This is a genomic window from Streptomyces sp. NPDC054834, assembly GCF_053611185.1.
Map to the genome: position 1 here is coordinate 72,432 of NZ_JBSGZV010000036.1, position 25,538 is coordinate 97,969.

At 64.3% G+C, this 25,538-nt stretch carries 11 protein-coding genes; 6 read left to right on the top strand and 5 right to left on the bottom strand.

From position 1 onward, the window contains the following. Positions 1-180: 180 nt before the first annotated feature. Genes ACWGJM_RS35180 through ACWGJM_RS35190 form a run of 3 tightly spaced genes read left to right on the top strand, consistent with a single transcriptional unit; the run spans position 181 to position 8,500 of the window. Positions 181-2,019 (top strand): hypothetical protein, encoded by a 1,839-nt coding sequence (locus tag ACWGJM_RS35180; protein ID WP_453415818.1) that lies wholly within the window; start codon positions 181-183, stop codon positions 2,017-2,019. Beyond that, a complete protein-coding gene (locus tag ACWGJM_RS35185; RefSeq protein ID WP_453415819.1) occupies positions 2,019-3,458 on the top strand; it encodes a hypothetical protein in 1,440 nt (479 codons plus the stop codon). Before ACWGJM_RS35180 ends, ACWGJM_RS35185 begins: the two co-directional genes overlap by 1 nt. After that, entirely contained in the window at positions 3,455-8,500 is a 5,046-nt protein-coding gene (locus tag ACWGJM_RS35190; protein WP_453415820.1) for an FtsK/SpoIIIE domain-containing protein, read from the top strand. Before ACWGJM_RS35185 ends, ACWGJM_RS35190 begins: the two co-directional genes overlap by 4 nt. A gap of 337 nt (positions 8,501-8,837) precedes the next feature. On the opposite strand, the gene vsr is transcribed toward ACWGJM_RS35190, so the two are convergent. The 5 genes from vsr to ACWGJM_RS35215 all read right to left on the bottom strand — a co-directional run bounded on the left by vsr (position 8,838) and on the right by ACWGJM_RS35215 (position 21,166). Beyond that, positions 8,838-9,422: a DNA mismatch endonuclease Vsr gene (gene vsr / locus ACWGJM_RS35195; protein WP_453415830.1), complete on the bottom strand. Its 585-nt coding sequence runs from the start codon at positions 9,420-9,422 to the stop codon at positions 8,838-8,840. A gap of 561 nt (positions 9,423-9,983) precedes the next feature. Further along, positions 9,984-11,786 carry a DrmB family protein gene (drmB, locus tag ACWGJM_RS35200; RefSeq protein ID WP_453415821.1) on the bottom strand — a complete coding sequence of 601 codons (1,803 nt, stop codon included), beginning with the start codon at positions 11,784-11,786 and terminating at the stop codon, positions 9,984-9,986. Further along, a complete protein-coding gene (locus tag ACWGJM_RS35205) occupies positions 11,767-14,244 on the bottom strand; it encodes a helicase-related protein (RefSeq protein ID WP_453415822.1) in 2,478 nt (825 codons plus the stop codon). Before ACWGJM_RS35205 ends, drmB begins: the two co-directional genes overlap by 20 nt. Positions 14,245-14,939: 695 nt before the next feature. Further along, positions 14,940-16,457 (bottom strand): NERD domain-containing protein, encoded by a 1,518-nt coding sequence (locus tag ACWGJM_RS35210; protein WP_453415823.1) that lies wholly within the window; start codon positions 16,455-16,457, stop codon positions 14,940-14,942. Then, the gene (locus ACWGJM_RS35215; protein WP_453415831.1) at positions 16,454-21,166 is read right to left on the bottom strand and encodes a sacsin N-terminal ATP-binding-like domain-containing protein; all 4,713 of its coding nucleotides are present in this window, start codon (positions 21,164-21,166) and stop codon (positions 16,454-16,456) included. The genes ACWGJM_RS35210 and ACWGJM_RS35215 overlap by 4 nt, the downstream gene beginning before the upstream one ends. A 1,115-nt stretch (positions 21,167-22,281) precedes the next feature. Here ACWGJM_RS35215 and ACWGJM_RS35220 point away from each other — a divergent pair. The 3 genes from ACWGJM_RS35220 to ACWGJM_RS35230 all read left to right on the top strand — a co-directional run bounded on the left by ACWGJM_RS35220 (position 22,282) and on the right by ACWGJM_RS35230 (position 25,028). Beyond that, positions 22,282-22,575 (top strand): helicase associated domain-containing protein, encoded by a 294-nt coding sequence (locus tag ACWGJM_RS35220; protein ID WP_453415824.1) that lies wholly within the window; start codon positions 22,282-22,284, stop codon positions 22,573-22,575. A gap of 108 nt (positions 22,576-22,683) precedes the next feature. After that, positions 22,684-24,180: an AAA family ATPase gene (locus tag ACWGJM_RS35225; protein WP_453415825.1), complete on the top strand. Its 1,497-nt coding sequence runs from the start codon at positions 22,684-22,686 to the stop codon at positions 24,178-24,180. Then, positions 24,180-25,028 carry an HNH endonuclease signature motif containing protein gene (locus ACWGJM_RS35230; protein WP_453415826.1) on the top strand — a complete coding sequence of 283 codons (849 nt, stop codon included), beginning with the start codon at positions 24,180-24,182 and terminating at the stop codon, positions 25,026-25,028. The genes ACWGJM_RS35225 and ACWGJM_RS35230 overlap by 1 nt, the downstream gene beginning before the upstream one ends. The last annotated feature ends 510 nt before the right edge of the window (positions 25,029-25,538 follow it).

The window sequence follows — 25,538 nt, forward strand, 5'->3', positions numbered from 1 at the left end:
TCAACAACGCGCGCCTCAGCACCAAGCCCGATGACCAAGATTCTCAAGATCCCTGGCACGGTCAGGCGCTGACGAGCCAGGCGCACATCAGCGCCTTAGAAAGGCATTTGATCTACCGTCAGGAGTGCTGACGGCTAGACTTTTGCAGCGCTCACGGCTCGGTCGACGAAGGACAGCAGCATGCCGCTAGAGGTCAACAAACACGTCCAACGGATACGTCGCTACCAGCCGTTCGATGTCGACGCCTCGGAGATGATCTACGAGCAGGCGGACCAGGCGGACCGGACGCAGTCACCGTACCCCGTCGTGACGCTGGAGTACCTGGTGAGCGCCATCGAGCAACCAACCACGAAGACCATCGTCCTCACCGGAGACGCCGGGCACGGCAAGACGAGCCTGTGCGCCAACCTGCTGGCCGAGCTGAGGATGGGTGGCGAATCAGTCCCATCAGATGTCCGAAGGACAGTCTTCAACGAGTTGCTCAAGGACGGTGACGCCGGCCGCCCCGTTGCCCTGACCCGTAGCGGGCGCCCGCTGTACATCCTCAGGGACCTCAGCGAGCTAAGCCTTCAGGCGGGCGCCCACAAGCTCGTGGAGCTGCTTGACCCCCCGGACAAGGGGGTCGCGATCATCTGCGCAAACGAGGGCCAGCTGCGTAAGTGCGTTGCCGAAGACGACAACCTCGACCGCGGCGGCACCGGGCGCGCCAAGATTTTGGTGAAGACCCTCACAGATGGCATTGCTCGTGGGCAGGTCAGCGACCCCGATGGCGCAGTCACTGTCATCAACCTCAACTACCAGTCCGTAGCGGCTGACAGTCGCACTGGTGGGTTCGTCCCTTGGGTTCTGAGGCAGTGGACGACCCCGCAATGGTCGCGGTGGAAGGCCTGTGAGACGTGTGATGCACGTGATGTCTGCCCGATTCTGGCCAACCGTAACGAGTTGAACGATGCCACTCACGGCCCTCAGCGCCGGGCCGCGGTCCGAGAGCTGTTTGCTGCCGCCGAGCGCGCCGGAGCCGTTGTTACGACTCGTCAGGCGCTCTCGGTGACCAGTTACATGATCACTGGTGGGCTGTCCTGTGAGAACGTCCACGCCAAGTACCAGCGGTCGCATTCGAACAGGTTGTGGCAAGCACCCCACCTGTACCATCAGGCGCTCTTCGGCGACCAGTTGACCCAGCAACAGCGTCATCGTGTTCCTGCGTTCCTCACGCTGCGCAAGCTGGACCCGGGCAAGGTCTCTCGTCGCCAGGTTGACGACCGTCTCGATCCGGACACAGCCGGCCGGTTTCCTCCCGGGGATCCCAAAAGTTACCTGCAGAAGGCCCGTACGACCCGGGACGCGCAGAAGCAGGCCGAACAGCTGAGGGGCTTGTACACGTTCCTGCGACGTGCTGACTTCTTCAACAGCATCGACAGCAAGGACCGGTTTGCCCGCATGGGCTTGCAGGCCGGCGACGACTTCGTCACTGTCCAGAACGACAGAGGGGACCTGGCGGACACCACGGTGCGCGACCGTTTCCTCAAGGGTTTGGAAGCCGTCCAGGGTATCCACCGGGCCGGGAGCAACCCTGACTTCCTCGTGCTCGACCCGGCCTTCTTTGCTCAACGCGCCCGCGCAGCCGTGATCTCCCGACGGGTGTCCAGCAAGAACGTCGAGGTGGTCGACCAGGTCACCCAGTGGCAGAAGGAAGGCCGAACGGGCGACATCCCGGGCATGCGGAATGCAGTCGAGTGGCTCAACCGCTCCATCTTCATCCGGATCCCGGCCGTCACTCCTGGCCAGGGCGCAGTTTCGGTCGAAGTAGATCTTCTGCGCTTCGAGTTGCTGACACGGTGGGCCGCAGGGCTGCGTAGCGAGACCCAGCACGAGGCCGAGATCCGCGGACTGAGCGGGTCTCTGGCAGACCTGGCTGACTCATTGAACAAGGACGACGAGATCCAGGTCCTCGTGGGCAACGTCATGAGAAAGCTCATGATCGACGTCGGTGACAAGATCAGGTCGGTGCGGGCGTAATGGCTGATCGTTCTAAGTCAGAGGTCGTCCGCCGTCTCTTCGGGGTGAATCTTGAACAGCAGGGCCGAGGCTTCTACGTCCCGCTGGAGATGCTCGCGATCGCCCGCGGCGTCTACCTGGCACATCAGGAAGACCCAGAGAAGCACGCGGGACTCCTGGACGCCGGAGACCGGGTCGCCTACAAAAGGACCTCACACGACCTGGCTCGGAGGATCGCAACCAGGGCCCCCATCGCTGAAGGAGACGAAGAACTCAGCAAGGCGGTCGAGCTGGACTCTCCCGAGACGTTGGAGACGCTCCACGCCCTGTTCTCTTCCCTGTTGGTCGAAATCCCGGGACGCCGCAGTCAGCCCAACTGGTTCGGGGCGCACATCTATCCGTTCGTGGGTGAACTCATCCACTACGACGCAGTCGAGCGACCAATCGTCCAACGCGGTGCCACCCCCAAGAAGAAGGAGCAGGCCAGGAAGCTACCGGCCAAGGTCAAGGCGAAGGCTCCGAGCATCGAGCGCTATCTGTTCCGCGGCCCTGGGGGCTGGGCCTACAAGGTCCTGCGTACTGACTCTGATCCTGACCGCAAGGCAGCGACCCGGCAGGGCCTTGATGACCTCGTCCGGGACAGCGGCACCCCTCTTGGCAACCTCGCCAAGGCACTCAGCGCCCACGACTTCGACTACGACGAAGAGCCCTACGAAGACGATTCAGAAAGAGACATTGACCTGTACGAGGACCTCAGCCCGTGGCCTGGCCTGCTGAGGACTGGGGCTCGTAACATCGTCGCCCGGACTACGACGCCCCGGGCCAAGCGCACCGAGAGCCTCATGCACTGGGTCCCCTATTGCTTGGCCCGCCACCAGCTACGTCTCGCACGCGCGAAGTTGGGCCTTACCGATGGCGAGTCAATCCTCTTGGACTTCGGCAACGAGGCAACCCCGCTGCGCAGCGGGTCGCAGAAGAACCTCACCAGCTTCCGCAACGACATCGCCAACGCGATCAACGTCCAGGCCCGGGAAATGATCAACGAAGCCGAAGGCGACGAGGCTAAGAAGGGCCGCTACGAGCGATTCACCAAGGAGACCGGCAACGCGTTCGCATCGCCTCGAGCGTTCTTCAGTGAGACCCTCGCCGCTGTGGGAGCCCTGAACGCGACGGCCGGGCGCCGACATTTCACCATGAAGCCGCCGATGCTTGAGGCCCTGGTGTCTGCCACCATCCCGCAGGGCACGGAGATGGAGTTCGACCAGTTCTGTGCGTTGCTGTATAGGAACTACGGTCTAGTGACGGAGAAAACGGTCGCGGCTGTGAGCCCGTTGGCCCATGAGGTCGACTCATCGGTCTTTGAACACAACGGCAAGGCCTTCCGGGACAAGCTGGCCGCTATCGGTCTGCTCACTCAGTATTCAGACGCAACGAGCATGGTACGAGGAGAGCCCCGTTGACCGACAGCAGCATCCGAGCGCTTGGCCGGTTCATCGCCGATGAAGCACTGCGCAAGGTCATTGAGACCAGCGGGGCCCGTGTCGGTCTGCGTATCAGCGGGTTCGATCCGCCGACCGTAGCCGAGGCCCTCCGTCGCACGGCCCAGAGGCTGTCCGAGTCGCCGGAGCTTCAGGTTGTAGTCAAGGTAGGCACGTCGGAACAGATCGCCGGCGTACCCGATGATTTCCTGCTGGATCGGGGAGACCAGCTGACCAAGTGGCGAAATTCCGGGCAGGGCAGCGCGGTGCTGCTGTTCGAGTGGGGGCAGTCTCCGGACGCAGAGGGCCTGGCGGCCATGAGCGCTCTTGACGACGCCCCAATCCTGGGCGACCACCACGACACCTCCAGTGAGCGTGGATTCGACAGGTTCATGGCGGATATATGGCGGGAGGCAGGTGGCAGCGGCACCGTCCCGGCCGTGATGGCCAGCTCACTGCCGGAGATCTGGCGTGCCGTCACCGATGAAGATCCCCTGTCCTTGCACCGCTGGGCTGCCTTCCTCGTCGAGACGGCGCAGAAGGTCGTCGCAACTCGGGTCCACACACCTGACGTCGTCTGTACCGAGATTTCTGCTGCCCTGCCCGCTCTTGGCCTCTTCCCGGACCGGAGCCTTTTTGCCAAGCCTGCCGCACTGCCCGCCCGGATCAAGAAAAACGTATGCGTCAGTGCCTTCAAGCAGCCCACCGGCAAGGAAATTACCGCGGACGACCTGATAGACCGCATCGACACGGCTGAGTTCAGCGAGGAATCTCTGGAACACATCGGTGCGGACTCAGAGACTGTCAAAACGCGCATGCGCGACCTCGTACTCAACCACCGTGGGCCTGCCCTCCAGGATCGTCGTCAACTGCGCAGTGGGCAGGACCTGACCCTTTGGCTCGAGGTCTTCGAGCAGAAGTCCAAGAAGATTGGCCTTGGCCAGCAGGTCAAGCAGGAGATCTTGAGGACCGCCGCGGACCGGGTCGACGACTTCGACGCGATGATGATCGAAGAAGCGCTTGACCACGGAGACCAGGAATCCGCCCAGCGCTTTCTTGACGAGACACCCGCCGGTGGCGCTGAACCGCTGGCCGACCTGCTGTCCAAGCGTTCACGCCGCAAAGTTGAGAAGCTCGCCTTCCCAGACTCTCAGTTCGTCCAGGACCCACTGCGTGCCCTGCTGCGCGAACTGACCTACTTCTCCGACGAAGAAGAAGGCTCCGTCGTCGTCCGACTTGAAGGAAACCAGGAAGCCGGGCGGTGGAGCCGCTGGTTGTTCGCCTTCCTGTACGCACGTACCCTGCGGGACATCCAGGAATCTACCAGCCTCCGTCTCACTCTGGAGGTCCAAGGCTGCCTGCTGGACGTGACCAAGCCGTCCCTACCGGAGAACCAAGAAACTCAAGAGCCGTTCGAACTAAATATCGAGTGGGCGCCGCTGCGCTTCCTGGTCGAAATGGACGGAGCCGCCCAGCGACGCTTTCGCTGGGACCCCATGGGCATCCCCGGTCAGATAGCGCTGGCAGCCCTCATCGACAGTTGGCAAAACCCCCCTGCCCACGCCAGCAATCTGACCTTCGACACCTTCCTTGAGAAGTTCAACGACCCGAGGCAGTGGCAGACCGACGAACCGGTGCCTGCCCCTGAAACACATTTCGCCGGTCGGCTGGACCGCCTCAAGCGGAAGCACTTCGAGCGATTCTCCGAAGGGCTCGACGCCACGAACATCGGCGAATACGTGCGCGAGTGGGAGGACATCCTCCGCGAAGCCCGCGCCACCCTGGTTCCCGACAACGCTCCGGATACAGACCTTGAGGCAGTCGTGCTGGCCGACGTCGTCGAGCTGGCCGATCACCGCATGATGATGTTGGCCACCCACCCGTTGAAACTGCGATGGCTGGCAAGGAACTACACAGAGACCTCCAACAGCATTGAGATTGCCCTCAACAAAGAGGGTGGCTTGAGCCTCAACCAAGAGAACGAGGACCTCTTCTTCGACGCTATCGACCGCATCTCCCCACACGGAACACCGGCGGTCCTCGTCGGGCCGCGCGGCACGATCGCCATCCCGATGCGGGAATCGGCCGGCCACGAGGAGTACGCACCGGTCCGCCGCGGCGGCAGCGAGTCCAAGGAATGGCTCTCCAGTGTCGACGAGGCCGCGATCGACGAGATGGTCCGCGTCATCACCGACTACCTGACGACTTACCCCCACAAGCTTGACGGCCTACGCGTACTGCTTCTGGACCGCAACGGCGACCCTGTCCTGCCCGTGCGCGTGGCCAAGCAGGTACGGGCCAAGAATCCCCGTCTGAAAGTCGATCTGGTGGTCCTGGCTCCCCAGGCCACCCATCACGAGATCATCCAGGGTTTCGATCTGCAGTTCTCTGGCGCGGAGATGTCCGAGGACAGCTTCCTGCCCGACGTTCAACTCATCCTGCAGGCATGGGAGCCCGACCAGACAACAGACCTGTCGGGGCTGGAAGGCACCATTGACCTCGCCCTGGCTCCGGCACTGTTCGGCACCCAGACCAGTATCAAGGAGAGCACCAAGAAGGAATCCCTGTCGGGCTCCTTCAACCCCTGGAAGCACCCGGCATCACACAACCTGGCTCAGACCAGCGAGAACGTCGTGAGAGCGCTGTTGCCCGAAACCGCCGACGAGACTCTCGAGTCCTGGTCCACCTTGTGCGTGCGCTACGACCGCAGTTCCCCGGTCTCCCGGGAGAGTGTCGACGGCATCGACTACTTCGAGATGCAGGTGCAATTCCACCAGCACCAGAATCTGTTCGCCGAACTGCACAGCGTGGCCCACTGGGTCGTCACCCTTGACAGCTTCATTGGCCGTGAGCAGATCGATGCCCTGCGCAACCGCCCAGACGTCATCCTCGTCAAGCCGAGTGTCGGCAAGAACGAGTCATACACCCTCATCGTCAGCTCACAGACCGGCAAGCAGTTCGTCGTCCAGCGACTACGACGCCGCCTGGAGCAAATCGGCGTCGTCACCCTGCAGGACTCTGAAAGCACCGCCCGGCGAATCTACGAGGTCGGCCGCAACGTGGCTCCAGGCGCCGTGCTGCGCTCCCTCGGCATCGGCACCACGGTCAACGAAGTTGTCGGCCTTGTGGCCACGCGGTTTGTCATCGATCAGCAGTTTCCCATCCCTCAGCAGGGCACGAGCCTGATCACCTGGATCAGCTTCGACGAGCACCACCGGTGGTTCGGTCGCGGACACAAAACCCGTGCCGATCTGGGCCGATTCATACTGACGGTCCAGGAAGACGGCATCGTTCGCCTGGATGTCCTGGTCGCCGAGTCCAAGTTCCGCCAGACCTTCGACGTCGGCTCAGCGGAAGAGCAGCTCAACCGCACCACCGACCTGTGCAAGGATGCCTTCCGCTCGGGCGGCGAAGCTCGCCACGACCGCCCCTTCTGGCTGGACGAGCTGGCCGCCGCAATCGCTCAGACCAGCGGAAACACCCTACGGGCCGCAGACCTTCCAGCGCGCACCACGATCGGCAAGGACGACCATCGTCAGGTCGAAGCGAAGGTCCTAGACGCCCTGCGCTCCGCGGATGTTCAACTCGGTCAAGTCTCCGGCGTTGCCGTGGCCATCTCAGCCGAGGACGACCAGCCGGCTCCGGCGGTCAACACCTTCGGCAGGCACACCCTGGTGAGACTGAACAAACACGAGCTGCTGAACCTCATCGGCGCTCTGCGCGCCAACCAGGACCCAACAGATGCCGACCACCTCGTTGACTCCTGGAACCTAAGTGAGCCCGCGAAGATCCCCGACACGGTCGTCAAACCCACCTCAGGCACTTCCTCCGAACTCCTCGCCCAGGAAGAGCAGGCAGCACCTGCCGAGGCTGCCGTAGCGACTGCTCGAACGCCCGTACCGAGCACAGCAGTTGCCGGTGACATCGCAGCAGGGGCCGATCCTGACAATCTGAATAGTCACCGCGGTGGGCTCGGCGAGGAGGAGCTGAGGCTTCGATACAACAAAGTTCTCGACGTCTTCCATCGCCACAAGGTCGGAGTCACCGCTCCAGGGAACGGCAAGTGGCAGGAGGGGCCCGGCTTTTACATCTTTCGGTTCATCCCCGACCCTGGGGTCACCGTGGACAAGCTAACCAACCGACGCGACGAGATCTTTCTGGCCCTGGCACTGCCCTCCGGGTTCAGCATCCGCACCCGCAGCGACCGCGGCTCCGTGCTCTTCGAGATCCCCAAGATCGACGACGAGAAGTACGGGGTCGACGCCAAGGCACTGTGGCAGCGGTGCCCGGCCGACCCAGAGAGCCTCATCGCCCCGCTGGGCAGCGACATCGAAGGCAACCCGGTCGCCATCGACCTGTCCTCCGCGGACTCACCGCACTTGCTGGTAGCAGGTACTACTGGATCAGGCAAGTCCGTCGCTCTGGACACGATCCTCAAGGGCCTGGTCCGGTACGACAAGAGCACCCTGCGACTCCGCCTCGTCGATCCCAAGGGCACCGAGCTTGTCGACTTCGAGGACGACCCTCACCTTGATGGCGTGATCGGTATGGACGCTGCCGACGCCATCGAGATTCTTGAGGAAACGGTCAATGAGATGGCCGAGCGCTACAAGGACATGAAGGCGATCCGCACACGCAAGCTCGTCGAATACAACGCCAAGGTCAACAAAGCAGACCGAAAGCCCTGGATTGTCATCGTCCTGGACGAGTACGCCGACCTCACCAGCGATCCCGAAGAGAAGAAGAAAATCGAAACGCTACTCAAGCGCCTGACGCAGAAGGCCCGCGCTGCGGGCATCCACGTCATCGCTGCCACGCAGCGCCCGAGCGCGGACGTTATCTCGACGACCATCCGCTCCAACTTCCCAGCCCAACTCGCCCTGAGGGTGAAGACCGCGACTGACAGCCGCATCATTCTGGACGAGACCGGCGCCGAGGCTCTGGCCGGACAGGGTGACGCCTTCCTACACACAGCCAAGGGCACCATACGAATGCAGGTTGCCTACGACGGGAGCGGGAGCTGAACAGACCCCCGCCATGTTTCCCCAGCGAAGACGCGCTCGCCGTACCAGCCCATGGACGTCAAAGCGCTTGATGTCGCAGTCCTATACGACTGCCTCGCCCGGCTGGCCAAGATGACAGAGGTGGCTCAGCGGACCGTTCATGGACGAGCATGCTCCTGAGCACGGGCCCGCTCTCTGACCAGCCAGTGCAGCTGGTACACGCCGACTCACCGGAAGGAGGAGCCAGCTACTGATCAAAGGAGTGCGCAGGATGGTGGCAGCCGGCCCCTGCCCCAACCCGCACCACCAAGACCGTCGGCTGGGAAGCTCCCCCGAGCTTCCCGGTCTGCCGCGAGGATCACCCTGCCACAGCCTGCCTACGGGTCATCAGTACGTCGCAGACCCGCTCAGCGACTGCGGTCGATTCCTCATGCTCCCAGAAGCGCAACACAACCCAACCCGAGGCTCTCAAGTGCTCGGTGGTCTCCCGATCTCGCATGACATTGCGGTCCAGCTTCGCTCGCCACCAAGCCGCGTTAGCTTTTGGGCTGGTCGCATGGTTGGGACAGCTGTGCCAGAAACATCCGTCAAAGAAGACAGCGACCTTGTGTTTGGTGAAGGCGATATCAATGCTTCGCCGAGGCATGCCCGGCACGGGGAGGTGGATGCGGTAGCGCAACCCAGCCCGATGAAGGATCCGTCGAACGGCCAGCTCCTGGGGTGTGTCACGGCGAGGCTGTCGCCTCATACGGTTCGTGACGGCAGGAGACGAGGGCCGTTCCAGAAGCCTGCGACTCACCGTCACTCGCTCGCCGGACTCAACCCGCGAAAGGTGAGTGACATGGGTTCCGGCAGCCCTGGCTAGCTGACGCTGAGTCATGCCGCGGCGCTGGCGCAGGCTGCGCAGCGTCGCGCCGAGTTCCTCGGCTGGTAGAGATGTCACGCGAACCAGGAAACACCAGTCACCCGCGCCCGGTCCATGCTGGAAGTTGCGTTTTGCCGCAATGCCCAACTAGCTCGTGCCGCCACGCGAGTCTGTCTCGACGCTGCGAACGACCCAGTCGGCCAAGTTCGGCCTCTCGGGGAGCAATTCGCCTCGAATACGTCCTGTGGATATTCGGAGCACTCGCTATTGCGCGACACGCTGACAGGGATGCGTCCTGTATCCGTGGCACAGCCACATGGCGAACGCCCCCGCACAAAAGGCACCCGGCAGACGCGGACCATTCGTGGACGGGTGCGCTTCCCGATAAGAGAACCCACGCCCTGACCAGCCAAATGATCAGGGATGCACAGGCCCTCCGGAACTGTTGCGGCAGTGCACCGCAGCCGAGCCCGTCGACCGACGAGAACCCGTGTGGGTTTCCGGAGGCAGACTGATCAGCACCTCAGAGTCTGAGAGGGCAGTGACGGTTACGGGCCCCTTCCCGCCCGAAAGCGTCCGAGGATGGCCGGCTCTGCGGCCCCAAGCACGTGCCACGGGGCCGCAGAATGCTGAAGGTCGTCACCCGGGCCGTCGGACGTCCGTCAGAACGTCGTCCAGCAGTCCTCTCACGTCGCTTCCGCCCAGGACCAGCTGTCGATCCAGCAGCCGGTTTCCGGTCTCGCAGGAGGTCTCACTCACCAGGGCGCACCCGTGGCAGGCCGAGAGGTTCAGCTGTGAGGCTCCCTGACGATCGCTTTCGATGCAGACCGGGTCGTTGGAGCAGAAGTCCGCGTCGTCCAGTGCTGCCACCAGGAGTGGGATCAGCTTCTTGGGCTCCCCGAGCCTGACGAGACCGCCGAGAGTCCCCTGGGCGTCCCCTGCCGCGGTATAGATCAGGATCCCGGCGGTCTTGTCCGTGCGGTCGGAGTTCGCGTAGATCCTTTCCTGCAGCGAGGCAGAAGCGTAGCCGCTGGCGAACGCCAGCCGACGGATGAGCAAGTGCGCCAGCGTGTGCAGGGCGATGTACCTGGGTTCCGGCACGTCGAGGCGGCCGGCCCAGGGAGAGTCGGCCCTTCTCGTCTTGAGGATGCCGGCGCGTGCCTGCACCTCCGGCTGTGCCTCCCATGCGGCGAGCTTCTCCTCGTCGAACCGCAGGAAGATTCCTTCCCCGAACAGTTCGATCGCCGGGTAGGTGGGCCGATACGACCGGTCCGACCCCAGATCGGCGTTGATCAGCGTCGCTTCTGCGTCGTGGCGTCGGAACCCTTGCAGGGCACGGACCTCCCGCACTCGGCGTACCTGTCCGATGCCGCTGATCTTGGCGAGAAGGCTCTGCGGTCCCGCGAGCCCTTCGAGGCTTCTGCCGTCGACGACGAAGTCGCTTCCCGTGCGGTCGCGCCCTTCGTCGAGTTTCTTCAGGAACGCCGACCACTCACCGTCCTTCAGGTCGAGCAGCAGCTCGCCCGCGGGGCTTTCCTCCCCCGCCGCGACGCCGAGGACGGTTTCCGCCGTCACTCCGAGATCGTCGGCGATCAACTGCGCCAACACTTCCGACTGCGGTCCCCCGTTGTCGGTCACGACTTTCCCGAAGAGCATGTGACCACGGATCTTGTCGGCCGTCTCCGCAGACTGCGGGCGCTCCTCCGGGATGTCGAGAGCCGAGATTCTGTCGACGATGTAGTTGCCCGTGGCACCGCGCTGCACGGCGACCAACTCGTACGGGCAGGGCTTCTTGACGGAGCTCTCCGGCTCCCAGGGCTGCCGTCCCGCGCAACGGATCCCGTCCTGGTGCAGGGCCCCCTTCGTCACAAGTTCCGCGAGCTTGCGCTCGTTCTTGCACCCGTAGCACTTCACCACCAGGGCCGCGAGGCCCTCGCCGCGGGTGGCCAGCTTGTGAAACCTGAGTGCCTTGTAGTCACGGCAGAAGCGGACCGCTTCGTTAAGGCTCGCCGCGCGCCCACGATGCGCCCACTGGAACCAGTTGATGTCCTGGATGTGGCTGCCCTTTTCACAGACGGCGACATATCGCATCGGTACGAGCGCGCCGCCGCAGTCGCAGGTGTTGCTCCACTTGCCTTTTTTCCTACCGGTCAGCTTCGAGAGCTTGTCGCAACGCTCGCAGAACCGCCAAGCGGGAAAGCGCCAGTACGGCAGCGCAGGGGTTTCCTTTGCGGCCCGGCTCGCGTGCGCCGGTGGTTGTCTCAGGACACCGGCACCGAGGCGGGCCATCAGACGCTCACAGCTGATCTCATGGGCGAACTTCTTGTCCCACCAGGACGTGTCCGGCGCCATGAGCGACTCGCCTCGCACGTCGACGATCGCTCCCACACCGAACGGTGAGATCGTCTCGGAGAGGCGCAGGTCATGCCTGATCTTCTCCATGGTGCACCTCCTCCTGCGGTTCCTGGACCTCGACCGCCACGTTGGGCTCCACGGACCTCATCGAGTCTGCGACGAGCCACCCTTCGCCGGGCTGGCCGAACTTCTTCAACAAAGCTGCTGCCTGGTCTTTCTTCGTCCGCTGGTAGTACAGAGGCTCGCCTGACTCCCGTGCCTGGCCTGCCCGTCGGTCCCAGTCCCTCAGGAGGCTCCATACGGCGGAGCGTGTTTCCGGGGCTTCGAGGCCGTCGGCGCGCGTCACGTATCCGAGGAACCGTTCGACGAGTCGATCGACCGCTTCGTGGATCCTGCCGTCCTTGAGGTCGAACCGACCCGCCGCTTCGTTCGGGGCGAGAGCAGTGAACGACTGCCGCAGCAGTGCCACGAGCGCGCCGGCGAGCGATCGCTCGCGCGAGGCCAGCGACCACGGTGTGACGCTGGTGGGCTCCACGCTCCGGTAGAGGGCCTCGTGGTAGCCACGGAAGGTCTCGAAGTGCGACCGATCACGGGCCCTTCCCGACCGGAACAGCGTGACGACGACGCCCTTCGTGTCTCCACGTCCGACACGGCTCGTGGCCTGGATGTACTCGGCCGTGGTCTTCGGCTGCCCCACCATGAGCATCAGCGCGAGCCGTGGGATGTCGATGCCCACGGAGAGCATGTTCGACGAGAGGACCACGTCTACGGCCTCCGGCGACTCGTCGGCCCTGACCCTGAGCGCGCGGAGATCGTTCGGCAGTTCCTCGGCTCCGCGACGGCTCGTCAGTTCCAGAACCGCCCTGACGGGCCGCAGGGGGAAGCCGAGCCTTTCGGCTCGGGGTTCCAGACGACCGTTGACGTCGTCGACGACCAGCGTCCCGGTACGTCCGAGCTCACGAAGACTGTTGTGGTACATGACCAGCGTCCAGTACGCGTCGCGTGACGCGGCGGACGGGGCGCGGGCGGCGAGCGCTTCCGGCATCTCCACCATGGGGGTGACGGCTGCGATGACGGCCGACGGCTGCGAGACCGACTGTGGCATCAGGCCGATGTAGAGACGTCCTTCTCCGCTTTCCACCGGGCGGGAGAAGAAGGTCCGGTCGTCGTCGAGTCCCGAGGGCGGATACAGGGCGACCTCACGCCCGTACAGTCCCTCCACCTGTTCCTCGGACGCGCGGATGGTGGCCGTCGAGGCCACGATTTTGGGACTGGAGTTCGACCGGCTCAGCAAGAGCTGGATCATCGCGTCGAAGACGGCGACGGTGGTTCCGAGCGGCCCCGAGAGCAGGTGCAGCTCGTCCTGGATGATCATGGATGGTTGCCTGAAGGTGGTCCCGAGACCGAGCAGCCTGCCCGCTTCCGGCTTGAACTGCAGACGTGCGAACTTGTCGACGGTGGCCAGGAGGATCGTGGGCGGTTCCTTGTACAGCACCTCGTCGACGACAGCGAGCGGAAGCTCGCCGGCGAAGTCGCACGACGCGTCGACACAGTGGAGCACGACGTCCACACCGTCCAAGCGCATGCCGTAGTCCTCTGGCTTGTCGCTCCTGAGCCTCGGCACCAAGGGCGTCAGACACCATGGGCAACTCTCGACCTGGAACTCGTTCGCCTCTTCCGGGCGCGCGGCCTTCTGAAGCCGCTTGAGTGCTTCACGTGCGTCTACTCGCGTGCCGGGGGTGACGTCGTTGCCCACCCACAGACCGATCGAGAACGGCGCCATGCCCTTCGCCCGGTCGTCGGTGGCCCGCAGCCGCTCCATCGCGCAGACCAGTGCCGCGGCCCGTTGGAACTGTTGAGAGGTCAGCAGCCTCAGGGTGTAGCGCGTGATGACGGCGGTTCCCCCGCCGGCCGTGCCGTGAGCGAGCCGTCGGCGGAACACCTCGATCGCGGCGAGACCCAGGTATGCCTCGGTCTTGCCGCCACCGGTCGGGAACCAGATGAGGTCGACGAGGTCCCGGTCCTTGTGCCCCTCATCGACGCTGGAGGCCAGCGACACGAGCAGGAAACCGAGCTGGAAGGGGCGCCACCGCGGCTCCGGCACCTGCTCCTCCGGCTTCCCGCGGTTGATGGACGCCTGCCGCATCTGAAGACGCATGGCGGCCATGCCAAGTGAGAAGGCCGTTCGAAGGTCCTCTCCTCCCGGCGCCCGGAGGAGGTCTATGCCTTCCCTCATCCTGTCGACGGCGTCCTGCGAACGCCCGGCGATGCGGACGGCCACGGCCCTGTCGTCGCTGAAAGCCTCCGCCCGTTCCATCTGTAGGGAGGCCCAGCCGGCGAACGCCTCGAGGAAGGCGTCCAACGATCGAATGACCGCTTCGGGATCCTTGTCGATTTGCTGGAGGTGCCCCAGCTCCAAGGCCTCGGCTTCGGCCGTCCCTTCGTCGAAACCCGTGGTCTCAACGGCGGGCACTACGAAGGCCGGCACGGGCTCGAGGAAGACCTTGGCACAACGGCCCTCCGCGAACTCCCAGTCCGCGGCCATTCCGTGCCCGACCGCGTAGACCTTTCGGTTGCGATATCGCAGGCGCAGCTCGGCGGCTTCCGGGTCGGTGTCGATCGAGCGCGTCGTGTCGTACTCCCGGATCTCCGCCCCGGCGGAGGGAGCGGCGGCCAGGTGGACCTGGAACAGCGTCCGAGGGATGTCGTGTCGGTCGTCGCCTGTTGATTCGGTCAGGACCCGTACGTGGACGGTGACCAACGAGTCGCCCTGGAAGTCGCGCCACCGCGACCCGATCTCGACCGAGACTCCACCCACGGAAAGGCGCTCGGGCCCCTTGTCCCGCCGGAGGTCGAGGCCGTCGACGGAGAACGGGGTACGCCGCCACCTGGGCGGCCCGTCTCCCTCGACAGCGGCGTACGTACCGCACGAGAAGTCGACGTCGACCGAGTCGCCGTCGGTGACGAAGGAGAGCGCGACGGACGAGGGCTTCCAGTCCTCGGCCAGAGGGACACCGGCCCCGGTCTCCTCGACATCGCCGTCCGGGACATCCGCCGATACCTCTTCGTCCGTGTTCCGGTCGCCGTGAGAGCCTCGTGCCTCGGCTTCGACCGGGAAGAGCATGCCGACGGCGTACTGCCGGTGAGGCAGGTTCGCCGTGACCTCCTCGTCTCCGGCCTCGGGCCCCACGTAGGAGGCTCGGAGATGGTGAAGGGCCTCCTTCTGGGCTGCTGTGAGGTTCACTTCCCAACCTGCTTTCGAAGAAGATCCTGGAGCCGCTTCTTGTCGTCCTTGGACGCGACCACGTGGAGCGTGACCCGCGCCCGCGTGACGGCCACGTAGAACGCGGCGAGTCCCCGGTCGTCGTATTCCTGGGGCAGGTCGCAGACGATGACGTGCTCTGCCTCCAGCCCCTTGGCGTAGCGGGGGTGGGTCACGAGGAATCCGGCCTCGCTCCTGCGCGGCTCGGCGTCCTCGGACACACTGATGATCCAGATGTCCTGTCGGCGGGCCCCGTTCGCGACGAGGTCGCGAGCCACGGTCTCGGCCGCGGAGACGCCGGCCGTCCCGTCCGACCACCGCCATTCCACTCGGTCGCCATGGACGATGCCCGGGTCCCCGACGTCGGCGCCGAGGTACTCCTGCACGACGTGGACGATCGCACGGGTGTTGCGCACGTTCCGGTCCAGGTCGTACTGGAGCGCCTCCTGCTGAACCAACTCGCAGACCTCCGGGTCGAACTCGCCGTCGACGCGTGCCTGGTTGTTGGGGTCGAGGAACATCCTCCACCGGCCGCCTTCTCGGCCCCCGCGGATCACGGCGTCCAAGGCATCCATGCCGTCGGCGTTCATGAGGTCCTGTGCCTCGTCGACGAAGACGACGTCGTACTGCTTGTCACCGGACAGGTCGGCGAACGGAAGGAGATCGATGTCTCTGCCCTCGATCCGCGGGCCGAAGAAGTCGACCAGGGCGGGCGAGTGAAAGGTGATGAGCACCGACTTGCCTTCGCCCGCCTCCTGCTTCGCGCCCTCCGCCAGCACCAGGGATTTCCCGGTGCCCGCGCCACCGAAGACGAGCATCCTCGGGTTCCGGGAGAGCGCGGCCAAGACCCTGGCCTGGCCCTCGGTCGCTCGATTCTGCTCCTCCAGCACGGCGCCCCGCTGCGCGTCGATGACGGGCATCCTGGTGAACTCACCGAAGAGGCGCGCCCGGAGCGTCTCGGACCGGGCGACTCTGATTCCGTGGGGAGGGGTCCTCGCTTCGCCAGCGACCTTTTGGAAGGCTTCGGTCAGTGCGGCAATGCTCATCTGCTCCTTGGCCCACCAGTGGCTTCCCTTCCATTCGACGGCTGCCGGAGGCGCGTCTATGTCGGGGGTGAGGGCAACGGCCTCGGTCGCGAACCAACCGACGCCTTCCTCCTGGAGGATGTCGCGCAGCGCGTACATCGCCGACTGCGCCTGGTCCATCGGCGACTCGCGCAACTTCTTCCAGTCACCGTGGCGGTCGATGGAGTACCAGACGCCGTCGTACTTTCTGACGCCACCGCCCTTGAGCTCGACGATGATGACTACGCCGTTCCAGAGCACGACGAAGTCCGCTTCCCCCTGCTGCTTGACCGCGTGGCTCCGCAGCTTCACGGAGTGGAAGGCGACGGCGTCAGAGGGGCCGTCGATCGCTCGCAGCAGCCGGGCCACCCGCCGTTCGGCGTTGCTGCTGGTGGTCGTCTCGATGTCGGCGAGATCCGGTATGACGATCACGATCCCTGCTTTCGCCAGAGGCCCTCGTAGGCACGGAATCCGAGGAAGTCGTTGACCGCGCCGAAGTTGTCGGCGACGTCCACGATGAGGCACTCCTCCTTGCCGCCGTTCTCAGGACCACGCAGACCGCGGCCGGCCATCTGGATGTAGGCGCTGGGACTGAACGTGGGCCTCGCGATGTACAGCGCCCGGACGCCGGGCGCGTCGAATCCCTGGATCAGCAGGTCGCAGTTGGCCAGAACCCTGATTTCGTTCCTCTTGAATCTCTCGATGACGTCACGGCGCGTCTGCCGTCCGGTCTGGCCGCTGACCGCTTCGGCCGCGACATTCCGGTAACGCAGTGTCGCGGCGAGGACCTGGGCGGACAGGACGTTCGGCGTGAACACGAGGATTGGCCATTCTGGATCCCGCTTCAGGATGTCGTCCACGAGGATTTTCATGCGGGCCTGGTCCCGGCCGATGCGGTCGAGGACCTGGGGTTCGAGTTTGCGCAGGGACCGCACCTGTGCGAGTTCGTCCGGTTCCAGCCGGACCTTCACGCCGTCCAGCACTTCGTGTCGGACCCTGGCGAGGACACCTCTCTTCGAGAGCTCCGGGTAGGCGTTGCCGTCGAAGGCGCTCATCTTGTGGTGACCGAAGCGGGCCGCCAGTTCCTTCGTCGGCTCGGTGACGTCGCCGCTGCCCTTGAACGGCGTCGCCGAGATGCCCACCAGAGGCCGTTCCCAGCTACGACCGTCGACTCCGAGCCACCTGAGGATCTTCGTGTACATCTTCGACCCGCCGGCCCGGTGCGCCTCGTCGATGAATACCGCGGAGGCCCTGCTCAGCCACTCGTACTCAGGAGTGTCGGCCACTCGGTCGAGCTTGGCGTCGGTGGCCACGACCACACTGAACTCGGTGTCGGGTTCGTGGACGACATTGGTGTTCCAGAGCCGGCCGATCGTCAACGGACGCTCGTCCCCGAGCCAACGCCAGACGGTGCCGAACGTCTGCACCGCCTGCTCGCAGAGCTCCTCCGACTGCGCGATCCAGAGCACGGTTCCGCTCATCGCGCCGTCGACGAACAGCCGCAGCACGGTTTCGGTGGCCACCCGGGTCTTCCCGGCTCCCGTCGGAAGTTCCACCATGCCCTTGAGCGCACGACCGTCCCTCCCTTGGGACGTCAGGACCTCCTTCAGTTCCTCCCTGATCTTCTCCTGGAAGTCGTGCAGGGGCTTGAGCTTCACGGCACCAGGCACGACGAACTCATCGTCCTGGTGTCGGGTGCGACGCCCGGCGTACTTGGCACCGAACCCCATCTTCCGAAGCCAGGCGACGGTCAACGCTCCCCCCGCCCATTTCTCGGGAACGTCCGTGTACCCCTCGGCGCTGAACTCCTCCGCGAGAAGCTTGATCGAGTCGCTGCCATAGACGGTCAGGAACAGCTCGGCGACGGACGTGGAGCCGTCCACCAGGCCTTGGCCCTCAAGCGCCTGCCAAAGTCCCTTCGGCAGGTTCTCCTTCAGCGTGTCGTCACCGATGTAGATCGCCAGCCGCTCCACGTCACTGGACGCGGCCCGGGCGTCTTGCCGTTGCATCTCCAGGTGTTGGTCGACGCGTGCCTGGAGGATGTCGCTCAACTCGGCGTTCGACAGGCGCAGGTCGAATGCCTCGTTGACGATCTGCAGGACACGACGTTCGTCGAGTTCTGCCTGGACCACCAGGGTCATTCCCTGGCAGTGCCACTCGAGCGACTGGTCCTCGACACCGTCCTCCGTGGTCACACGCTTCGTGATCTGGACGGCCTTGGCCACGGTCGCGTTCGTGACCTTGTCCTCGACGAACGTCGAACGCAGTCCGGTGTACAAATCGAGGACGCGCTCCTCGACCTGCCGACCGTCGACCAGGAGCGAGAAGGAGAAACTGTCCTCGAACCGTCGGCATCCGACCACGTCGACGAACTCGTCCGCTTCGTCCTCATCCACCTTGAGGTACGGCTTCTGCCTCAGGTTGAGGAACTCGCGTTCCTCTTCGGTCGTCGCCAAGTACACCGCATCGGGCCGCCTCCTCTCGATGACGCGGCCCACCCGGGCGGGGATGAACCTGGGATGCCCCTCCGGGAATGCGAACCGACTCGCGGTGAGGACGAAACCCGTCAGGGCCACGTTGCTGATCTGCGAGGTGACCTCCGCCTCGAGCGCTTCACGCAGGACCTCCGCAGGGACTTCGCCCAGGTCCTTGGGCAGCTGCAGGGCGTCCTCGACGTGGCGCGGTCCTCGGAAGAGAGGCAGCAGGGCCTCGTACTCGACGAGCGACGCGGAGACTACGCGGTCGGGAGTCCGGTAGCCGCGAGCCGACTTCAGCAGGCCGGCTCGGCCAGCCGCCCATCGAACAGGAGACAGAACCCTGTGGCTGAGCCCTGTGTCGATGTCCGTGCAGAGCCAGTGACCTGCCTGGTCGAGTCTGAGCAGTCCTTCCGTCCACCGCTCGCGTACGAGTTCGGACGCGCCCGCGTCCTCCAACATCAGGAGTACCGAGAATGGGCCGGGACCGTCCCCCCTGTCGAACTCCACCTGCTCGACGGGGCGTTCTCCGGGCCCGAGCCTCCGGTTCACCTCGTCCAGCACGTACTGGCAGTAGTCATCGAAGTGGACCTCGTCCTCGAGCGAGTACGAGCCGACCGGCTCGGTGATGACCCCTGCCGCGTGTGCGAGCTGGGGAACACACTTCGTCCGGTCCAGAACTCGATCGGGTGCGCTGTCGCCAAGACCGTCGATGTCCAGCACGTACATGGGTGGAGCCCAACCACCGTCGCGTGTCGGAACCTTGAGAGCACCTGCCTTGTTGCCCGCCACGACCTTCTGTGCCTGTGCCATCGGCACATCGGTGGCAGCGTCCCAGAACTTCGGGAGTTCGTCGGCCTCGGCCTCGGGCGACAGCCTGGCCATCCTGGCCTCGAACATCGAGAGAGGATCGAGATCCCGAAAGCCTCTGTCCCCGAGCTTCTTCTCGACGCCGGGAACAGCCAGGAAGTCCGGATCGACGAAGCACGCTCCTTCGATGTCGACATCCTCCGCACGATGTAGGAAGACCCGGTCACGGTCCTTGATGGACAACATGCCGCCGGTCGTCGGTATGACCTTCGCAGGACCGAAGCCGTTGGGATTGCGCAGCACGAAATCGAGCGCCTTCGCTGCAGAGGCCCCATCCGGCCCCTCCGCCCACTCACGCAGCCAAGACAGGACACCTCTCTTGGAGATCTTCTCCAACGCCTTCAAATCATCTCTGGGGCGTGAGTCGGCGAAGGCGGTGGAGACGCTGCACACGTAGAGCGCCCTCAAGCGAGTCACACGCTGCTGACCGTTGGCGTAACAACGCCAGTGCGGCACGGCGTCGTCGGTGTGGGGCGATTTGATCCACTCTTCGTGGTCACGTTCGGACGCCTCACTGACGCCGAAGTCGAGGGGACGGAGCTCTAGCGGCGTGCGTAGCACGCCGGTCGCGTCGGGGATCAGAGCCTTCTCACAGCCGAGCTGCGGAACATGGGCGCAGAGAATCTCGTCGCCGAACGAATGGGTCTCACGGCCACGCGCCGGCATGTAGTCCAGGTGTGCTGCCGGATCGTCGACGGACGAGACCTTCGGCAGCATGTCCAGGAACATCCCCGAGAGAGTCACGAGGATCTCTCGGTTGTACGTGTTCGAAAGCAGGGTGGTGCGGTCGTCGTTGACGCTCCAGGGGGCGTTGAAAAGGGCGGATGCCGATGTCCTGTCCTGGAGCGGGAAATACGACCAGAACTCGCCCGTCCTCAGTTGTGCGAAGCGTGCCGGCATCGCGACCGTGACCTTCATTCGGTCACGAGACACCGCTTCGCCGACTTCGATCCGAGCCTCGGGGCTGGGTGCATGCATTCGGTTGTCGACGTACCACTCTTCGTGGTCACCGTCTGGACGCTCGATCCGAAACCTGCCGTCGCCCAGCTGCCGCGACACGTGACTCGTCACGAAGTTCGCGTCGGCTCCGATTACCCGGAGCCGGATCTCACGCACCGAGTTGACGAAGAGGAGGAACTCGGATCGGAATTCCTCGATCTCCTTCTTGAGATTTTCCAGCCTCGTCGCATGCGGCAATCTGACTATCGTCACCGCCCACTCCGCCAGCTCGGCCAGGATCGCGTCCTTGACGAACTCGGCCTCCGCGTCGATCCGGGTCAGGGTCCTCAGGACCGGGAGTCTCTTGGAGGCGGGCGCGATCGTCGCGATCGCCGCCTTCGCCTTCGACGAGTTGAACTCGAAGGCGACCGATCGGCTGAACACCTGTGGAGTGTCGGTGACCGCGAGCACCGACTTGAAACCGAGCCCGAACCGCCCGATCTCGTCGCCTCGTTTACCACTGAGATGCGCATGGGCGAGCGTGGTGAGGCCGCTTCGGGAGAACGGACGGCCGGCGTTCGCGCAGTACAGTGTCTGGCGGTCAAGGTCGAGGACGATCTCGACCCGCCCCGCTCCCTCCTCGTGTTCGGCAGCCCCCGACATGGCGTCAGCCGCGTTCTGCACGAGTTCCAGAAGCGTGCGGTTCGAGTAGCCCCCGACCCGGATGGACTCCTCCTGGTTGGCGTGCTCCGTGATCAGGTTCGGATTCGCACGATACGAATCAATCGCCCGCCCGAAGAGGTCATCAACCTCCCGGACCAACCCGGCGTCGGGGACCCAATCGGCACGTTTGTTCATCACGACTACACCGCCTCAACTGCTGTCACCACGACGCAGGCTGACAGCCCTGCATCTACGTGGCTCCTGAACTACGATCGCCCTGTTTTTCACTCGTGCGTAAATCGCACACTGCCGGACCTGCTGCGGACAGTAAGAACAGCCACCTGATCAGGTCGGTTTTTGTGGCCTTGGCGGACGAGCCGTGGTCATCCGGCGTTCGAACGCCCAACTTGCGGCGGGTCGGCGGAGTTAGGGCCCTAACTTTCTCTGCAACCAGCGCATCCCGATGCCAGCGATCGGGGTTGCAGGCTGGCATCGCACATTCGTTGCCGGGATCAGCCGGGCGTATCCCTGCCCCAACGCACCGATATTCAGGGTGGACCCAGACCTGAAGCCGCTGAGGCACGGCCGACTGCCCTGAAAGCGGAAGCCTTCGACATCGACCCTGGGTGCACCGCGCTGCGGGAGTGGCCCTGCCAGCCCCAGCGGGGTGCAGCCGGGTCTCCTCGTGTGTGACTGCGGGATCAATGAAGCGCCCGAGCCCCCCGCCTGGCCCCCCGCCAGGCATGCTCAACAACCCTCACGAGTCCCCCTCATTCATGGAGCTTAAGCGTTCAACAAAACGTCACGACAGGGAACCCCTGTTACCGATTCGCAATCTACGTGCGACATCCGGTGCGCCACGACAGAGACGTCACGCCATCAGGAAGTTTGCCTGCCAGGCAAAAATGCCTCACCCCCGGAGCCGCCTCGACCGACCCAACCGGCCGCCTCAACGGCGACCGCTTCCTAGCGCCACACCTCGGTGGCGCATGAATCGATCTTCACAAGTCCACGCGTTTGTGCGCTGTTCAAGCTTTCAGGAACCGCTCAGGAAGCGGAAGCAGTTTTGCCGAATCGGCTCAGACCAGTGGGGCACACCACCGAGGCAGTGCGCCCCTTGTGCGCCCCCGTGCCCACCCACCGGATCACGGAACGGCTCACGGTATGCGACATGGCTCCGACCTCACGGGCACGACGTCTCGTCCGGGCCTGCGCAGTAACCCTCCCTGACGTCTGACAGAAGGTGCCGCACCTCAAAGGAGGAGCGCCCTCCGTCTCCCAAGGCAGACCGCAGGAGCTCAGGTTCCCAGGTGAGAGCACCTCGATGTACCCGCAGCACCAGCGAGCTGGTCGATGGCGAAGCGATGCCGCTCGGGGTTTGGATCAGCCAGCAGCGGGCCAAAGCCAACCAACTGTCGGCTCAGCGGGTCGAGGAACTGTCGGCACTGGACATGTGCGCCTCGGGAGGAAGGGCCCCCCAGGCGCGTCGCGGCGGAGGAGCGGTGCTGCAGAAGGCTAGCTGGACTCCCCGATTGGAAAGCCCGCGTGATCGGGGCGGACCCGACTCGCCGCCTTTGCCGCGCCGGGATCCCGAAGGCCACTGACCGTCACTGGCACCTCTGGCGGCGGTGAGAAGGCAAAACTTGCAGCCCTCACGGGGATGCATGAGGCAGTCTGATCGTCAGTCGATCGGCGTCTGTTGAGGGAGCTCAGTGCGGTTCAAGGTTCTGGAGTACAAAGCGAGGGTGCCGAGACTCGACGGCGCCTATTTGATCAAAGACAGTTGGAACGACTACGGGTTCGTCACCACATTCGACCTGCGGGTCCACTTGGAAGGAAGGGTGAAGCGTATCGGCTACGTTCGGATCGGGCATCTTGATCTGAACACCGAGCCGGAGGGCATGCGGGCTACCGCGGAGGTGCTGCCTGAGGAGTTCCACTCCCTTTCGGAGGACTTCGCCAGCCTAGCCCACCAGGACGACTACTACGCGGCCCTGAACGAGCTGCCGGCGGGAATGGGCCGGGACATCCTGAGGGCCCTGAATGACATCGCCTACAACCCGGAAATGGAGGCCATCTTCTCAGATCATCCCGTGCTAGCGAGTTCCCTGATGCGCGACAGAACCGGCAAGGACCTGCGTCTCCTGCAGCGGATCGCCACGGGTACGCGTGCACGCCGAGTGCCTTTCAAGTGGTCTTACACCCCTGTCCAAGAGGGCTTGCTCCCGGCCCCGGAGTTTGAGTTTGAGGCCGTACCGGGGAGCCGGCCGGCCACGAACGTTCATGCATTGATCGGTCGCAACGGCGTCGGAAAGTCCCGGATGCTGCAAGGCATCGCAGAGCATGTGATGGCAAGACGTGTGTCTTTGGAAAGTGCTTCCGGAGGTGAGGACAACAGCTTCACGGGCTGCGCGCTCGTAAGCTTCAGCCCCTTCGACAGGCCGCACCAAATAGAGGACTCTGGGGAAGACCTGCGTTTCAACTACATCGGCCTCAGGAAGACTAGGCGGGAGTTGAAGTCTGATGCCGACCTGCGCGAGGAATTCGTACAAAGCTTCCTCGAGGTCCGCATCGGTGCAACGGGAGAGCGCTGGCGCAAGGCGATCGACACGCTGAACTACTCCGCCAGCGGGTTCCTCGACGAGTACTCCGACTTGATCAGCGGTCTTATGCGACATCCTGACCAACGAGGCGTCGCAGACGCAATCGGTGAGGTCTTCGACGGACTCAGCTCCGGGCACAAGGTCGTACTCCTCATGGTGACTCGGTTGGTCAGGGTGGTCCGCGAGCGCACGCTTGTCCTGATTGACGAGCCGGAGATCCATCTGCACCCACCCCTCTTGGCCGCCCTCACCCGGGCTCTCTCCGACCTGCTCGCGGACCGAAACGGCATGGCCGTCATTGCCACCCATTCCCCCGTCGTGCTGCAAGAGGTACCCGCCTCGTGCGTCTGGAGACTGGTCCGTAATGGCGCGGAGCTTACGGCCAGCAAGCCGACGATGGAGACGTACGGCGAGAGCGTGGGCGAGCTCACCCACGAAGCCTTCGGCCTGGAGACCACCTCTACTGGATTTCACGCTGCCATCGTCGATGCAGTGGAGGAGGGTGGCTCCTACGAGGAGATCACTGCCCGCTTCACCGGGCTGGGCTCGGAAGCCCGCTCCCTCCTGCGGGCGATGACCTACCCACGGACCCGGGGGCGGGACTGATGCTCCGGCCGGCACGACCGGTATTCACCGTCAAAGAGGTCGTCGATGCCTGCTCGGCATGGCTGCAGAAGTACGGGTACGCCGATAGGGTCGACACACACCTATTTGGACTCAGGGAGCTGGAACAGGAATACCGACTGGCTGGCCAGTATGGGATACTCCGTTCTTTCCTCCTGGTCGAGCTAATTAAGCAGGAAGACCACCAGGACCGCGCGATGTTTGAGGAGATCTACGCACAAGCCGTGGTAGGCCGCGCGGCGGGCCGCCAACTGTACGACGCAATCAAGGCGCTGGCGGCCGACAGCCGGTGCCCCCTGTGCGGCATACAGGCGGTCGCACAAGTCGACCACCATGCGCCGAAAGACAAGTTTCCTCTCCTCGCCTTGGCCCCCCAGAACCTCGTCGCGGTGTGTGGAACCTGCAACCAAGCCAAGTCGAACACCTTTGATCGAGAGCCCTCACGGGAGGCAATTCATCCCTACTTCGACGATTTCGGTTCCGAACGATGGCTCTCCGCCCGCATCTTCAGCGCAGCCGGCGGTGTCGCCGTGTTCGAGGCGACACCGCCTGGAACCTGGTCCAACACCAAGGCCGCACGGCTGCGACGCCACTTCACCCAATACCACTTGGCTGACCGCTACAGGGCCGAGGCAGGGCACGCCCTGTCCATGCGGAAGAGGAAAGACACGAGAACGCTCGAAGAGTCCGGACCCGACGGGCTGCGTGACCACCTCCTCGCTGACGCCGACGAGTATTCCGACTACGACCCAAACAGCTGGCAGGCCGCGTTGCTCTTCGCCCTCGCAGACAGCTCTTGGTACCTCAACGGTGGGATGCGGAGCATCTGACTGATGCCAGGCCGCAGGTCCCGTCGCATGCGCAAGTCGGTCGTGCAGGTAGCTGAAGGCTCCCCAGTCGGGGAGCCCGCACGATCCCAGTGCCGACTCACCGATTGCGGAGCCTACAGGCAGGTGAGCATCATCCTGGCCCTCAATCAAGGAACGGGCCCTTCAGTCGACGAACTCGGTACGGCCGGTATGGATCGCCCTGCGATCCTGCCAAGGCTGGCCTCAGATGGCCCCCGGCAGCCTCTTCGACTGTCGAGTCGCCCTGTCTACTTCGGCAGCATCGGCGGCGAAGTTCACGTTTTGGTCGCCACAGGAGTCCCCCGGTGGACTCACGAGGCCAGAGGCTTGGTGTTCCAAGTGCCCACGATGGCCTACCGCCTCGTGTTCGCCAGCAGTCACGACTGCAAGGTCTAGGCATTGAGGCTTTTTCATCATCGGTCTGAGCTGGCCAAATGCAGGGTGAGGACGGCCTGGACGAGGCAGGTGATCCGGGTGGTCGAGCACCGGAGC

Coding starts and splice junctions, on each gene's coding strand:
- ACWGJM_RS35180 (WP_453415818.1), top strand. CDS start 181: ATGCCGCTAGAGGTCAACAAACACGTCCAACGGATACGTCGCTACCAG.
- ACWGJM_RS35185 (WP_453415819.1), top strand. CDS start 2,019: ATGGCTGATCGTTCTAAGTCAGAGGTCGTCCGCCGTCTCTTCGGGGTG.
- drmB (WP_453415821.1), bottom strand. CDS start 11,786: ATGGAGAAGATCAGGCATGACCTGCGCCTCTCCGAGACGATCTCACCG.
- ACWGJM_RS35205 (WP_453415822.1), bottom strand. CDS start 14,244: ATGGCCGCGGACTGGGAGTTCGCGGAGGGCCGTTGTGCCAAGGTCTTC.
- ACWGJM_RS35215 (WP_453415831.1), bottom strand. CDS start 21,166: ATGAACAAACGTGCCGATTGGGTCCCCGACGCCGGGTTGGTCCGGGAG.
- ACWGJM_RS35230 (WP_453415826.1), top strand. CDS start 24,180: ATGCTCCGGCCGGCACGACCGGTATTCACCGTCAAAGAGGTCGTCGAT.